The sequence below is a fragment of the Halomonas sp. DP3Y7-2 genome (genome assembly GCF_019800795.1).
In the GTDB taxonomy this organism is placed as follows: Bacteria; Pseudomonadota; Gammaproteobacteria; order Pseudomonadales; family Halomonadaceae; genus Halomonas; species Halomonas litopenaei_A.
The window spans coordinates 277,533-290,957 of sequence record NZ_JAHVKJ010000008.1 but is presented as its reverse complement, the minus strand read 5'-3'; the positions used below and the strand labels follow the sequence as shown (position 1 = coordinate 290,957).

The window sequence follows — 13,425 nt, the reverse complement described above, 5'->3', positions numbered from 1 at the left end:
TTCAGGCCTGCCGGGATTGCGACGCCATGCTCTCGACCTCGACCACCCGATCCAGGCGCAGCTCGTCCTCCGAACGCTCGCCGGGATAGCCGCCGGGCACGGCCACCACGCGGGTGTCCCCCAGCGTCAGCATCACCGGGTCGTGGACGTGGCCGTGGACCCACAGCGCCACGCCCTCCATCAGCGACTCGAGGCGCGAGGCAAAGGCCGGCGACAGCGGGTCGCCCTGATAGTGGGCAGGAATGCACTCGGCCAGGGGAGCGTGGTGGCTGACCACCACCGTGGCGCCGGCAAAGGGCCTGGCGAGCTCGGTCTCTAGCCAGGCCCGGTTCTCGCGGTGCAGCTCGACGCTGCGCTCCGGCGAGAAGACCTCGCCATCAGGTTCTTCGATGATCGCGAAGTCGGGCATCTGCCTGAGTGCAGCGGACAGCGTCTCCGCAGGGATGTCCTGCGGGTCGGGACGCTCATCGTAGAGCGCGAAGTCGGTCCACAGTGTCGTCCCCAGAAAGCGCACGCCGTCGAGTTCAAGTCGTGCGTTGTCGAGCAGGTGAATGCCCAGCGTGGCCGCGCGCTCACGCATCTCCTTGCGCAGTGGCTCCATGCGATGCTTGTAAAATTCGTGATTGCCCGGCACGTAGATCACCGGATGATCGGGAAAGCGCGCAGCAGCCCACTCGATTCCCTGCAGGCCTAGATGAATATCACCTGCCAGGATCACCATATCGGCCTCGATGTCGGGCAGCAGGCGATCCCCCTCGAAGTGCTCCAGGTGCAGGTCCGACAGGATTCTCAGGCGCATGAGCTCGCCTCCGGCTTAAGCGTTATGGGCTGCGCTCACTCATTGCCAGCCTGGCCGCCAGACCAATGAACAGCGCCCCCAACCCTCGCTCACACCATAGACCAAGACGACGATTGCCGCGCAGCGCTGTGACCAGCCTGGCGCCCAGGATCACCAGCGGCGGCTCGATCAGCCCCGCCACCGCAATGATCAAGAACCCATGCAGGGCAAGCTGGAGGCTGGCCGGCCCTGCGCCTGGCACCACGAACTGAGGCAGAAAGGCCAGGAAGAAGATGGCGACCTTCGGGTTCAACAGAGAGATCACGACGCCCTGGCGATAGATGCTGGCAGCCCCAGGCAGAGACGGGGCCGGCGCCGCCGTTTCGCTGGACGGGCGGGCGAGCAACGCCTGAATGCCTAGCCACAGCAGGTACGCCGCGCCGACCCACTTGATCAGGCCGAAGGCGACCGCGGACGTTGCCAGCACGGCGGACAAACCCAGCGCCGCCATCAGCACATGCACGCCCGCCCCACTCCATACCCCGAACATCGCAGCGAAGCCCCCACGGCGGCCATGTCGCGCGGTCTGGCCCAGTACAAAAGCCATGTCAGGCCCCGGTGAGAGATTCAGCAGCAAGGCTGCCGACAGAAAGGTGACCCAGTGGGCCAAGGTATACTCGAGCATGGCGGATCTCGTGGCGGCAGCGTCGGTAGCAAAGCCTTCCACGCTAGGCGACGGGGCCTCAGCGCGCAACCCAGTTGAGCCACAAACACACCTTGCTGCATGCTGTCTTCCCTTGCCCGGCCAACTCAAGACGCCGCTCCCTTCTCCCCTGCCAAGGAGTTCTACCATGTCCGCGTTGCTGCCCCGCCTCGGCTTTATCGGTATCGGTCTGATGGGCGACCCGCTAAGCCGCCGGCTAGCCAAGGCCGGTCATCCCCTGGTCCTCTACAACCGCACTCGAGCCAAGGCCAACGCCGTCGCTGCGGATACCGGCGCCAGGGTCGCCGATAGCGTGGCGCAGTTGGCCGCTCAGGTAGACGTGGTGATCACCTGCGTGGCCAATACCGAGGTGCTGCGCGAGCTGATGCTCGGGGCCGAGGGGGTCATCGCCAACGCGGGTCCCGGTGGCGCCATCATTGACCTGACCAGCGCCGACCCGGCCGCCACCCGGGAGCTTGCCCAGCTGGCCGCCGAATCCGGCCTCAGCTGGGTCGACGCCCCGGTCTCCGGTGGCGTGGCGGGTGCCGAGGCCGGCAGCCTGGCGATCATGTGTGGAGGCGACCGAGCCCACGTGGACGCCGCCAGGACGATCCTGCAACCACTGGCCTCGCGCATCACCCATATGGGTCCGGTAGGCGCAGGCCAGGTCACCAAGCTGTGCAATCAACTGCTGGTGGCCTGCAATACCGCAGCGATCGCCGAAATGGTGGCACTGGCCGAGTCCAGCGGTGTCGATGCCGGCCTGTTGCCAGAGGCCCTGGCGGGCGGCTTTGCCGACTCAACGCCTTTTCGCATGCTGGTGCCGCGCATGGCCGAGCGTGATTTTAAGGCGCCCAGTTGGCACCTGCGCACCCTGCTCAAGGATGTCGACATGGCCACCGCTCAGGGTTATCGCCAAGCCAGCGCCACGCCGATGGCAGCGCTGGCCGCCCAGCTGATGCGCAGTCGACTGGCCAGGGGCGAAGGCGAGAGCGATCCGGCGACGTTGATTCGGCTCTATCGTGACGACGCGCAGCGCAGCTAGACCCGTCTGCGGCGGCGCCGTACACTCGTTCGACATCCGCCATCAGTTACAGGATGCTTTTCCATGGCGTTCAACTCCACCGCCACTTACGTGGCTACCGATGCGCTCAAGCAGGCCGTCAATGCGGCCGTCACCCTCGAGCGCCCGCTGCTGATCAAGGGCGAGCCAGGCACCGGCAAGACGCTGCTGGCAGAAGAACTGGCCGCGTCCCTGGGCACCCGCCTGGTGACCTGGCACATCAAGTCCACCACCAAGGCCGCCCAGGGCCTCTACGAGTACGACGCGGTCAGCCGTCTGCGAGATTCTCAGCTCGGCATCGACGGGGTCGAGGATGTGGCCAACTACCTGCGCCCCGGCAAGCTATGGGAAGCCTTCACCGCCGACGAACGGGTGGTACTGCTGATCGACGAGATCGACAAGGCCGACATCGAGTTCCCCAATGACCTGCTGCAGGAACTCGATCGGATGGAATTCTTTGTCTACGAGACCGGCGAGACGATCCGGGCGCGCCACCGCCCCATCGTGGTGATCACGTCCAACAACGAGAAGGAGCTGCCCGACGCCTTCCTGCGCCGCTGCTTCTTCCACTACATCGAGTTTCCCGACCGCGCCACCATGGAGCGTATCGTCGCCGTACACTTCCCGGATATCGCCCCAAGGCTGGTCAGCCAGGCCCTGGAAGTGTTCTTTGAGCTGCGCGAGGCGCCGGGCCTCAAGAAGCGCCCCTCCACGTCTGAGCTGGTCGATTGGCTGAAGCTGCTGATGGCCGACGACGTGGCGCGGGAAGCCCTGAGCCAGCGCGATCCAGCCAAGAGTCTGCCGCCGCTGGCCGGCGCCCTGGTCAAGAACGAGCAGGATACGGCCCTGCTGGAGCGCCTGGCCTTTATGGTGCGGCGTCAGGGGCGCTGATGTTTCTCGATCTGTTCGACAGTCTCAGGCGCCAGCAGGTCCCGGTATCCCTGCGCGAACTGCTGGACCTGCATGCCGCCGTGGACTCCGGCATTGCCTTTGCCGATGTGGACGCCTTCTATCAGTTGGCCCGCACCATCATGGTCAAGGATGAGCGCCACTTCGACCGCTTCGATCGCGCCTTCGCCGCCTGGATCGGGTCGGTGGAAAGCCCCGATGCGGCCATTGACGCACTGATCCCCGAGGAGTGGCTGCGCCGTGAATTCGAGCGCCAGCTAAGCGACGAGGAAAAGGCGCAGGTCACGTCTTTGGGCGGACTCGAGGCGCTGATCGAGACCTTCAAGCAACGCCTCAAGGAACAGCAGGAACGCCACGCCGGTGGCAACAAGTGGATCGGTACCGGCGGTACCAGCCCCTTCGGCGCCTATGGCTACAACCCCGAGGGGATGCGCATCGGCCAGGATGGCTCGCGCCATCGTCGTGCGATCAAGGTCTGGGACGAACGCCGCTTCCGCGACTATGACGATGATCAGGCCTTGGGTCCGCGCAACATCAAGATGGCACTGCGCCGTCTGCGCCGCTTCGCTCGTCAGGGTGCACTGGACGAATTCGATATCGACGCCACGATTCGCGACACCGCACGGGACGCCGGCCTTCTGAACCTGCGCATGCGCCCGGTGCGCCACAACGCGGTGAAGGTGCTGCTGTTTCTCGACGTGGGCGGGTCCATGGACGACCACATCCGCGTCTGTGAGGAGCTGTTCTCGGCGGCGCGCTCCGAGTTCAAGCACCTGGAGCACTTCTACTTCCACAACTGCCTCTACGAGGGTGTCTGGCGAAACAATGCGCGCCGTCACAAGGAACGGTATTCCACGCTGGAGCTGATGCGCACCTTCGGCGCGGACTACCAGGTAGTGGTCGTGGGCGATGCGTCGATGTCTCCCTACGAGATCACCCACCCCGGTGGCAGCGTCGAGCACTTCAACGAGGAGCCGGGCGGCATCTGGCTGAAGCGACTGGTGGAGCGCTACCCGCGACTGGTCTGGCTCAATCCCAACCCACCGCGCTATTGGGAATATACGCCCTCGACCAGGATCATCCGCGAGCTGGTGCAGGAGCGCATGTACGCCATGACGCTGGAAGGACTCGACGAGGCCATGCGCGAGCTGGCTCGCTAGACCACTACCCCGGATCTGATCAAGGACCCGTCGATGCCCCACCTGCCGCAGACACTTCGCCGACTCAGACCCTTGCTGCTTGCCGGCGCATCGGTGTGGCTGGCCGGCTGCGACATGGCTACCGGGGTCGCCACACAAGGGCTGATTCAAGCCTACTCTAGGCCCGCTCTGGAACCCCGTGACGGCTATGTGGTGGACCATCGTCACCCCGCCCGTGGCCACAACAGCCGCGTGCATTTCTTGATCCTGCACTATACCGATGAAAACCAGGCGGACTCGCTGCGCGCACTCACTGGACCACGGGTCTCCAGCCACTATTTACTGCCTTTGCCAACACGCCGACTCCAGGGCTCACCCGTGGTGTTTCAGCTGGTGCCCGAGTCTCGCCGTGCCTGGCACGCCGGCGCCAGCCGTTGGGGCAACCGCATCGGCCTCAACGATACCTCCATCGGCATCGAGATTGTCAATCAGGGCCCCGACCAGCCCTGGGTCGGCAGCGAGCTGGAGCCCCCCGAGGGAGTCGGCTGGATGCCCTACCCCGACAGCCAGATTGAAGCGCTGATCGCCCTGTCCCGGGATATCATCGAGCGGCATGGCATCGAGGCCAGGCACGTGCTGGCACACTCTGACGTCGCGCCCACGCGCAAGCTGGACCCAGGCCCGGCATTTCCCTGGAAACGGCTGCATGATGCCGGCATTGGTGCCTGGCCCGAGCCGGAGCGGGTGGCCCACTATGCCCAGCGCTTCGACGCTCGCCAACGTATCGCAGGAGGGAGCCTCCCCTCGATTGAGACGGTGCAGCGGGCGCTGCGTGCCTGGGGCTATGACATCGACGTCAGCGGCGTGCTGGATGACGCGACCCGCGCCACCCTGCGAGCGTTCCAGCTTCACTTTCGTCCCGCCGACTTCAGCGGAAATCTCGACGCAGACACCTGCGCACGCCTGTGGGCTCTACTGGAGCGATACCAGCCAGAGGCGCTGGCGACACTGGCCGAGCCGCAACCAGCTGAGCCTCAACCAGCCGCTCCTCCAGCCGCGCCGGGCAGGTAATGGATCACGTCGTGAAAACGCAGCACCGCGGGCCCTTCGTTGCGCATCAGGTGCGGCCGGTCAGCACAGAAACGTAGCCCTTTCCCCGCCGTCAAACGGTGCCACTCATCGCCCACAGCCAACACCAGCGTGCCCTCGAGCACGACCAGGTGCTCGACCACCCCAGGCGCATGGGGGCTGGAGGCGCTTTCAGCGCCTGCGGCGAGTTCAATCTCGAACATCTCGAAGCCCAGCAGGGGATCGTACGGAAACAACAACTTTGCCTGCATACCCGCGCTGTCCTGCCCCCACACCGAATCACTGGTACTGCAGTGGCGCTGCTCCAGCGGCGAGTCATCGGTGCCGGGGCCTTGACCGAACAACGACGAGAAACTCACCCGAAAACCACTGGCGATGCGCCACAGCGTCGCCACCGTAGGACTCGACTCCCCACGCTCGATCTGGCCCAGCATGGCCTTGCTGACCCCGGTCTCCCTGGCGGTATGTGCCAGGCTCCAGCCCCGCGCCTGGCGCAGCGCCTTGAGGGAGCTGGCGATATGGTGGCCGATGTGGTGGGCAGTGTCCGACATGTCGTCTCTCATGAAAATGCGTGACGCGCACCAGTATACAGAGGCTCGAGCCCACAGCGCTTGTGCGTTATAACGCCCGCTGCTAGCCTTGGACGTTATAACGCACAATCTACCCCCCCTTCCCACCACACAGCGACACGCCCCATGACCGAGCCGTCTTCCACTCTTGCTGAGCCAGCGACTCCCCGCGAAAAGCGTCAGCTGGCCAACGACCTGCATGCTTCCACCGTGGCAGCAGGGCTGGTGTCGGTACTGATCGGCTACGCCAGCTCCGCCGCCATCATCTTCCAGGCCGCCCAGGCGGCGGCAATTCCCCCATCACAGATCGGCTCCTGGATGTGGGCCCTGGGCATCGGCATGGGCCTGACCACCCTGGGACTGTCCTGGCGCTATCGCATGCCGCTGCTGACGGCATGGTCGACGCCGGGCGCAGCCCTGCTGGTCACCCAGCTACCGGGGGTCGCCTTCGACCAGGCCGTGGGCGCGTTCATCGTGGCCTCGGTGTGCATGCTGCTGGTCGCCGCCAGCGGCGTGGTCACTCGGATCATGGCCATCGTCCCGGCAGCATTGGCCTCAGCGATGCTGGCGGGCATCCTGCTGCCGTTCGTTCTCGATATCTTCGCTACTGTCCGTGTCGATCCCTGGATGCCCTTGCTGCTATTGAGCGTATGGGTCCTGTGCCGACGCTGGCTGCCAAGGCTTGCCATCATCGCGGTGCTGATGGCCGGGATCGCGATAAGCTTGGCGCGGGGGGATTTTCAGGTCGCCCAGGTCTCGCTGATGCTGACGCGACCTGAATGGGTCTCCCCGGCGTTTGACCTGGCGACCTGTCTGGGCATTGGCGTGCCGCTGTTCGCCGTGGCCCTGACCACTCAGCATCTGCCGGGCCTGGCCATGGTCCGCAGTGCGGGCTACTCGCCTCCTGTCGGCGCCTGCCTGGGCACCACGGGGCTGGCGTCGCTGCTGATGGCTCCCTTCGCTGGGCATGGCATCAACATGGCCGCCATCAGCGCGGCGCCTTGCCTGGGGGAAGAGGCGCACCTTGACCCGCATCGCCGCTACACCGCCGGCGTGGCAGCCGGTATCGGCTACCTGGTGCTGGGGACCCTGGGCGCTACCGTGGCCGCGCTGTTCGCTGCCTTGCCTGAGGGATTGATTGCGGTAGTGGCGGGACTGGCACTGATGGCCACCCTGGGTGGGGCGATGACCACCGCCTTTTCCGACGCTCGCCATCTGGACGCGGCGCTGGTGACCTTTGCGGTCACCGCCTCTCCCCTGACCCTGGCGGGGATTGGATCAGCCTTCTGGGGATTGATCGCTGGACTGGTCATCGTTGCCCTGGGGGCATGGCGCGCCTGAGAAGACCCCAGGCGCGTTACCAAGCTAGCTGGAGGTGGGCGCTGCTCCATGAGACGCCTCGTCACTGGCCATACGCACCATCGCCAGCGCCTCGTCCAGGGTCGCCACTTGCTCGACGCGCACCAGCTCATTGCTCAGGCTCACCGCGGTGCCGGCGCGTTCACTGATCAGCTGCTCCAGGCTCGCCAGATCACGGGCCTCGCCCATGGGCAATGCATCGACCGAGGTGGTGCTGGTGCCGGGCAGGTAGATCGTGCCGTTGGAGAAATCTACCGCGTAGGCAATCACGCCAGGCACGATGAAGAACAGCAGGCCCACACCGTTGGCGACGGCCACCACCGGGTCGATACGTCCACTGATCTGCCCCTTGCGCTCCGGATGAAAGACGGTGCCGCAGCCAGCGAGTGAGGTCAGGGTAGTGGCCAGGACCAGGCCGGTAAGCAGACGGGGTGGACGTAACATGAACAACTTCCTTTGCTGTTTCTAGCGCGATGGTAACAAGGTCGATATCGCTGCCTGGGGCGGCCGTGGAGGCCATCCCGCCGCCTTGGCGACATCTTCCATGAGAAAACTCGCACGCATCCTAGCACGTTTTTCTGCACCACTTAGCTGACCTGGCCAACGCTGCGCAGCACTCCCGCTGTCGACTCCGCTGCGGCACCTAGATTCCGGTTCGCTCCCCGCCATCGGCCAGACCTTGCGCACGTCGACACCATTTATATCACTGCATGACACTGTTTTGCCGCCGCGACGGCTTCACCGTACAATGCTCGACACTTTTGATGAGTGACATCGTCAACACACCACACTCTCCATTGCGAGCGTCGACCGATATCAGGCAGCGCCTGATCACCGGCAATAGAAGACTCTGCCGTATCCCTCGACGCTCTACGATCTATCGACTCGATGTGAAGGAATCTGCGGACCCATGCGCGCCACCGACCTGCTGATCAGTACCCTCAAGGAAACGCCTGCCGACGCTGAAGTCGTCAGCCACCAGCTGATGCTGCGTGCGGGCATGATCCGCCGTCTGACCTCTGGCCTGTACACCTGGCTGCCACTGGGCCTGCGCACTCTGCGCAAGGTGGAACGGGTCGTGCGCGAGGAAATGGATCGCGCCGGCGCCCAGGAGCTGCTGATGCCCGCCGTACAGCCTGCCGAGCTGTGGCAGGAATCTGGCCGCTGGGAGCAGTATGGACCTGAGCTGCTGCGCCTCAAGGACCGGCACCAGCGCGACTACTGTGTCGGCCCGACCCATGAAGAAGTCATTACCGACCTGGTGCGCAAGGAAATTGCCAGCTACAAGCAGCTGCCAGCCAACTTCTACCAGATTCAGACCAAGTTCCGTGACGAGATTCGTCCGCGCTTCGGGGTCATGCGCTCGCGCGAGTTCATCATGAAGGACGCCTACTCTTTCCATCAGGACGAGGCGTCCCTCAAGGATACCTACCAGAAGATGTATGACGCCTATGTGCGCATCTTCACGCGGTTGGGTCTCGACTTCCGTCCGGTGATCGCCGACAACGGCTCCATCGGTGGCACCGGCTCCCACGAGTTCCATGTACTGGCCGACTCCGGCGAGGACGACATCGTGTTCTCCACCGAGTCCAGCTACGCCGCCAACATGGAGAAGGCTGAAGCGCTGCCGGCGCCGCTGGGCAGTGACGCCAGCCGTGCAGCGCCCAGCGAGGAGCTGCGCCTGGTCGACACCCCCAACGCCAAGACCATCGCCACCCTGGTGGAACAGCATGGCCTTGCCATCGAAAAGACCATCAAGACACTGATGGTCAAGGGCAGCGAAGGCGGTCTGGTGGCGCTGCTGGTGCGCGGCGACCACGAGCTCAACGAGGTCAAGGCCGAGCATCTGGAGCAGGTGGCCACCCCGCTGACCATGGCAAGCGAAGAAGAGATCCGTGCTGCAGTTGGCGCAGGGCCTGGCTCACTGGGACCGGTGGGACTCGACATGCCGATCGTGATCGACCGCAGCGTCGCGCTAATGAGCGACTTCGGCGCCGGCGCCAACGTCGACGGCAAGCACTACTTCGGCATCAACTGGGAGCGTGATGTGGCGCTGCCCCAGGTGGCCGACATCCGCAATGTGGTCGAAGGCGACCCCTCGCCGGACGGCAAGGGGGTACTGTCGATCAAGCGCGGTATCGAGGTCGGTCACGTGTTCCAGCTGGGCCGCAAGTACAGCGAAGCCATGAATGCCACCGTGCTCGGTGACGAAGGTCGTGCCATCCACCCGTGGATGGGCTGCTACGGCATTGGTGTGACCCGGGTGGTGGCTTCAGCCATCGAGCAGAACCACGACGACAACGGCATCATCTGGCCCGATGCGATCGCCCCCTTCCATGTGGCCATTGTGCCGATGAACGCACACAAGTCCCAACGCGTGCGCGAAACGGCCGATCGCCTGCATGACGAGCTCACCGCGGCAGGCTTCGACGTGCTGCTGGATGATCGTGACCTGCGTCCCGGCGTGCGCTTTGCCGACCAGGAGCTGATGGGCCTTCCCCATCGCCTGGTGGTGGGAGACCGTAGCCTGGACAAGGGCGAGCTTGAGTACAAGGGGCGCCGCGACAGTGACGCCACCATGGTGCCCGCCGACGCCATCGTCGACTTCCTCAAGCAGCGTATCGCCCTGTAACAGGGCCCTCAACGGTCCCGGGCGCTGAGGCGTCCGGGCCGTTGGTACCAGTCTGACCTGGCGGCGACGCGACAGCCGCAGGGCTGCTCAGGCCGTGCTGTGAATCCTGCAGATAAAAAAAACCGGCCCCGAAGGGCCGGTTGAAAAAGGGGGATGACTCCCCCTCCCCTGACGCTGGTCAATGGCTGGGTTCCGTGCACATGACACCCAACCTGTCTACGCGGAACCTATCGCTTGCGACGATGACTGTCGCGAATGACAAAGGCGATCCAGCCCGCCATGAAGACCACAGAAAGGGCGACAGCCCCCAGACCGAAGATCACTGCATCATCGAGATACATGGCCCTGCCCTCCCCTTGCTGTGTTGATGGTTCAAGCTTAGCCGCCCTCCTGATGAATTGTGCTGACCTGAGTCAAGGGTCCCTGTGCGACATTCGCCCGCCGCCATATCAGCCGTCGTCCATTCACGCGAAAGCCGCCCAAGGGCGGCTTTTTCTGGCGGTCGCGGACAGCGCGAGCGGTGGTCAGCCAGCGGCCTACAGCACCTTGCGATCTTCCACCGATGAGGCTTCGGTACCCGCGGGCAGTGGGTGCCCCTTCGCCAGTTCAGCGCGGGTCGCGTCGCGTACCTCCAGCACCTCGACCTGATAGCGCAGGGTCTGCCCCGCCAGTGGGTGATTGGTGTCGATCACCACCGTGGTGTCCTTCACCTCGACCACGGTGACGATCTGGGGACCGGCATCGCCGGGGGTCTGAAAACACATCCCGGGGCGCAATTCCGCCGCGGGGAACGCCTGACGCCCCACCTCACGGACCAGAGACTCATCCCTGCGTCCGTATGCTTCGTCAGGGGCCAGGGTGACATCGACACGAGAACCCGGCTCGGTCGCTTCGAGCGCTCGCTCGAGCCCCGCCATCAGGTTGTCGTGGCCGTGAAGGTATTCCAGTGGCTCGCCTCGCTGACGCGAGTCGTCGAGCACCTCACCGTGGCTATCACTGAGCACATAATGGAGCTGGGCCACTTTCTGAGGGGCAATCTTCATGATGCGTTCCTTTCGGAGATAAGTCTCAGTCCTGACGCTTCAAGGCGGCGACAGGCATTTCAAGGCGCTGTTGGCGATGCAGCATGTTGAGCAGCACGATGGCGCGCTCCTCTCCCTTGTGGCTATCGAACACTGCCTTCAGGTCCTTGAACGGACCGTCGGTGATTTCGACGCTCTCGCCGGCGCGGAAATACAGCTGCCCCGGGCCTTCGTCCTTCTCTTGCCCGTGCCGACGCAACAGCTCGACCAGCTCGTCGCTGACCGGTACCGGCATCGATAGGCCGAAGGTGACGATCTTCAGCACCCCCCGGGTCGAGCGGATGGGGCGCCAGTTGCTTTCGACCTGGTCGAGGCGAAGAAACAGGTAGTAAGGAAACAGTGGCTCTTCGACCCAGGTCAGCTTGTTGCGGCGCTTCTTCTGCACTTCAAGCACCGGATGGAAGAGTTCGTAGCCCTGATTGGCCAGATGCTGAGCGGCGCGAAAGGACTCTCCACCCTTGCACTGGATTACGTACCAGCGCGGCGTGGAATCGCCACCAGTGACCGTCTCGTTGATGCTGTGACTCATGTAACTCCTTCCGGGCACCCACCAGGCGGACAAGGATATGACCTGGGGGTCTGTCTTGGTCTCAGTTTCCGGCTCGCCACCGACGCGGCTTGTCGCGCGCCGCTGGTATCGTCCCTGCGGCTTTGCAACAATTCGCCGAGCAGCGCCGGGATACTGAGCGCATTTTACCATTCGGATCGCCGACCATCATGCAAGGAGGCTTTCACATGCCCACCCCTTCGGCCATGCGCCGCTGGATCGAGGCCCTTGGCGTCTATCTGCGGCCGCCTGTACTGGCCATGCTGTTTCTGGGCTTCTCTGCCGGCCTTCCGTTCCTGCTGGTGTTTTCCACCCTGACGACTTGGCTGCGCACCTCCGGGGTTGAGGTGGCAGCCATCGGCTTCTTCTCATGGATAGGACTGCTGTATTCGATAAAGTTCTTCTGGGCGCCTGTGGTCGACGCCTTTCGGTTGCCTCTGCTGACACGCTGGCTGGGCCAGCGACGCAGCTGGATGCTGGCCGGCCAGACGCTGATGATGGCCGGACTAGTGGGCCTATCAACGCTTGATCCTGCACAGCAACTTGGCAGCGTGGCGCTATTCGCCCTGATGGTCGCCTTCGGTTCCGCCACCCAGGACATCGCCATCGACGCCTTTCGCATCGAGTCAGCGGAAGACGATGTGCAGGCAGCTATGGCCTCGACTTACATCATTGGCTATCGCGGTGGCCTGATCATGGCCGGCGCAGGAGCCTTGTACCTGGCCGACCTGGGCTCCTGGCAACTGTCCTATCAGTGCATGGCCGCACTGACCGCCATTGGCATGATCACCGTGCTGCTGCGCCCCGAGCCTCCCCGCAAGCCCCTGGCACAGCGCCTCAGCGCAGAACCCAGGGTCAGGAGCTTCCTGCGTGCCAGCCAAGGCCAACCCGCCTGGTTCCGGCGCACCGGGGCCTGGCTGATCGGCTCGGTGGTCTGCCCTTTCCTGGATTTCTTCTCGCGCTTTGGGCTAGGCGCCCTGGGACTGCTGGTGTTCATCGGCATCTACCGCATCAGCGACCTGGCGATGGCGTCGATGGCCTATCCGCTCTACGTTGACCTGGGCTTCAGTCTGGACACCATCGCCACCGTGACCAAGGTGTTTGGCGTGGTCATGAGCCTACTGGGGGGACTGCTCGGCGGGGTCCTGGTCGTGCGCTTCGGCATCGGACGCATCCTGGTGATAGGGGCTGCCGCCACCGTGCTCACCAACCTGATGTTTACCTGGCTCGCCATGAGCGGCGCTCAGAAAGAATTGCTGGTGCTGACCATCATGGGCGACAACCTCAGCAACGGTCTGGCCAGCGTGGTGTTCGTGGCGTTTCTTTCAAGCCTGACGTCTCGCGCTTACACGGCCACTCAATATGCGCTGTTCTCGTCACTGATGACCTTGCCTGGCAAGTTTCTGTCAGGCTTTGGCGGACTGGTCGTGGAGGGTTGGGGCTACCCCAGCTTCTTCGTGCTGGCCTCGCTTCTTGGCCTTCCGGCGGTGGCGATGGCGCTGTGGATCAAACGGCACTATGTGAAGGAAGAGGCCTCCAAGTGAAGGTAAAGGCC

General features: G+C 64.2%; 14 protein-coding genes. 7 read left to right on the top strand and 7 right to left on the bottom strand.

Annotated elements, in window-relative coordinates; genetic code table 11:
* Window position 1 precedes the first annotated feature (1 nt).
* Window positions 2–799 (bottom strand): metallophosphoesterase, encoded by a 798-nt coding sequence (locus KUV45_RS11140; RefSeq protein ID WP_222163074.1) that lies wholly within the window; start codon window positions 797–799, stop codon window positions 2–4.
* Between the two features lie 22 nt (window positions 800–821).
* Complete coding sequence (locus KUV45_RS11135; protein ID WP_206937772.1) at window positions 822–1,463, bottom strand: LysE family translocator; 642 nt, start codon at window positions 1,461–1,463, stop codon at window positions 822–824.
* A gap of 166 nt (window positions 1,464–1,629) precedes the next feature.
* Between KUV45_RS11135 and KUV45_RS11130 the strand changes: the two genes are divergently transcribed.
* The 4 genes from KUV45_RS11130 to KUV45_RS11115 all read left to right on the top strand — a co-directional run bounded on the left by KUV45_RS11130 (window position 1,630) and on the right by KUV45_RS11115 (window position 5,663).
* Entirely contained in the window at window positions 1,630–2,526 is an 897-nt protein-coding gene (locus tag KUV45_RS11130) for an NAD(P)-dependent oxidoreductase (protein ID WP_222163073.1), read from the top strand.
* A gap of 63 nt (window positions 2,527–2,589) precedes the next feature.
* Window positions 2,590–3,435: a MoxR family ATPase gene (locus tag KUV45_RS11125; RefSeq protein ID WP_222163072.1), complete on the top strand. Its 846-nt coding sequence runs from the start codon at window positions 2,590–2,592 to the stop codon at window positions 3,433–3,435.
* Complete coding sequence (locus tag KUV45_RS11120; RefSeq protein ID WP_222163071.1) at window positions 3,435–4,613, top strand: VWA domain-containing protein; 1,179 nt, start codon at window positions 3,435–3,437, stop codon at window positions 4,611–4,613. The genes KUV45_RS11125 and KUV45_RS11120 overlap by 1 nt, the downstream gene beginning before the upstream one ends.
* A 33-nt stretch (window positions 4,614–4,646) precedes the next feature.
* Complete coding sequence (locus KUV45_RS11115) at window positions 4,647–5,663, top strand: N-acetylmuramoyl-L-alanine amidase (RefSeq protein ID WP_224852032.1); 1,017 nt, start codon at window positions 4,647–4,649, stop codon at window positions 5,661–5,663.
* On the opposite strand, the gene KUV45_RS11110 is transcribed toward KUV45_RS11115, so the two are convergent.
* On the bottom strand, window positions 5,627–6,232 hold the full coding sequence (locus tag KUV45_RS11110; RefSeq protein WP_222163070.1) for a helix-turn-helix domain-containing protein: 606 nt from the start codon (window positions 6,230–6,232) through the stop codon (window positions 5,627–5,629). The two genes, KUV45_RS11115 and KUV45_RS11110, sit on opposite strands and share 37 nt — an antisense overlap.
* Window positions 6,233–6,376: 144 nt before the next feature.
* Between KUV45_RS11110 and KUV45_RS11105 the strand changes: the two genes are divergently transcribed.
* Entirely contained in the window at window positions 6,377–7,591 is a 1,215-nt protein-coding gene (locus KUV45_RS11105) for a benzoate/H(+) symporter BenE family transporter (protein ID WP_222163069.1), read from the top strand.
* A gap of 24 nt (window positions 7,592–7,615) precedes the next feature.
* Here KUV45_RS11105 and KUV45_RS11100 read toward each other — a convergent pair whose 3' ends face one another.
* Window positions 7,616–8,053: a hypothetical protein gene (locus KUV45_RS11100; protein ID WP_206937751.1), complete on the bottom strand. Its 438-nt coding sequence runs from the start codon at window positions 8,051–8,053 to the stop codon at window positions 7,616–7,618.
* Between the two features lie 466 nt (window positions 8,054–8,519).
* On the opposite strand from KUV45_RS11100, the gene KUV45_RS11095 reads away from it, so the two are divergent.
* Window positions 8,520–10,241 carry a proline--tRNA ligase gene (locus tag KUV45_RS11095; RefSeq protein WP_222163068.1) on the top strand — a complete coding sequence of 574 codons (1,722 nt, stop codon included), beginning with the start codon at window positions 8,520–8,522 and terminating at the stop codon, window positions 10,239–10,241.
* A 227-nt stretch (window positions 10,242–10,468) separates the two neighbouring features.
* On the opposite strand, the gene ccoM is transcribed toward KUV45_RS11095, so the two are convergent.
* The 3 genes from ccoM to rfaH form a co-directional block, all read right to left on the bottom strand.
* Window positions 10,469–10,582 (bottom strand): cytochrome c oxidase subunit CcoM, encoded by a 114-nt coding sequence (gene ccoM, locus KUV45_RS20385; protein WP_277987364.1) that lies wholly within the window; start codon window positions 10,580–10,582, stop codon window positions 10,469–10,471.
* Window positions 10,583–10,777: 195 nt separating this feature from the next.
* Window positions 10,778–11,284: a peptidylprolyl isomerase gene (locus KUV45_RS11090; RefSeq protein ID WP_222163067.1), complete on the bottom strand. Its 507-nt coding sequence runs from the start codon at window positions 11,282–11,284 to the stop codon at window positions 10,778–10,780.
* A gap of 25 nt (window positions 11,285–11,309) precedes the next feature.
* Entirely contained in the window at window positions 11,310–11,852 is a 543-nt protein-coding gene (rfaH, locus tag KUV45_RS11085; protein ID WP_206937742.1) for a transcription/translation regulatory transformer protein RfaH, read from the bottom strand.
* A gap of 206 nt (window positions 11,853–12,058) precedes the next feature.
* On the opposite strand from rfaH, the gene KUV45_RS11080 reads away from it, so the two are divergent.
* Entirely contained in the window at window positions 12,059–13,414 is a 1,356-nt protein-coding gene (locus KUV45_RS11080) for an MFS transporter (protein ID WP_206937724.1), read from the top strand.
* Window positions 13,415–13,425 lie beyond the last annotated feature (11 nt).

Bases quoted from the DNA above. Each gene is read 5' to 3' on its own strand.
- KUV45_RS11140 (WP_222163074.1), bottom strand. From the start codon at position 799: ATGCGCCTGAGAATCCTGTCGGACCTGCACCTGGAGCACTTCGAGGGG.
- KUV45_RS11135 (WP_206937772.1), bottom strand. From the start codon at position 1,463: ATGCTCGAGTATACCTTGGCCCACTGGGTCACCTTTCTGTCGGCAGCC.
- KUV45_RS11130 (WP_222163073.1), top strand. From the start codon at position 1,630: ATGTCCGCGTTGCTGCCCCGCCTCGGCTTTATCGGTATCGGTCTGATG.
- KUV45_RS11125 (WP_222163072.1), top strand. From the start codon at position 2,590: ATGGCGTTCAACTCCACCGCCACTTACGTGGCTACCGATGCGCTCAAG.
- KUV45_RS11120 (WP_222163071.1), top strand. From the start codon at position 3,435: ATGTTTCTCGATCTGTTCGACAGTCTCAGGCGCCAGCAGGTCCCGGTA.
- KUV45_RS11115 (WP_224852032.1), top strand. From the start codon at position 4,647: ATGCCCCACCTGCCGCAGACACTTCGCCGACTCAGACCCTTGCTGCTT.
- KUV45_RS11110 (WP_222163070.1), bottom strand. From the start codon at position 6,232: ATGTCGGACACTGCCCACCACATCGGCCACCATATCGCCAGCTCCCTC.
- KUV45_RS11105 (WP_222163069.1), top strand. From the start codon at position 6,377: ATGACCGAGCCGTCTTCCACTCTTGCTGAGCCAGCGACTCCCCGCGAA.
- KUV45_RS11100 (WP_206937751.1), bottom strand. From the start codon at position 8,053: ATGTTACGTCCACCCCGTCTGCTTACCGGCCTGGTCCTGGCCACTACC.
- KUV45_RS11095 (WP_222163068.1), top strand. From the start codon at position 8,520: ATGCGCGCCACCGACCTGCTGATCAGTACCCTCAAGGAAACGCCTGCC.
- ccoM (WP_277987364.1), bottom strand. From the start codon at position 10,582: ATGTATCTCGATGATGCAGTGATCTTCGGTCTGGGGGCTGTCGCCCTT.
- KUV45_RS11090 (WP_222163067.1), bottom strand. From the start codon at position 11,284: ATGAAGATTGCCCCTCAGAAAGTGGCCCAGCTCCATTATGTGCTCAGT.
- rfaH (WP_206937742.1), bottom strand. From the start codon at position 11,852: ATGAGTCACAGCATCAACGAGACGGTCACTGGTGGCGATTCCACGCCG.
- KUV45_RS11080 (WP_206937724.1), top strand. From the start codon at position 12,059: ATGCCCACCCCTTCGGCCATGCGCCGCTGGATCGAGGCCCTTGGCGTC.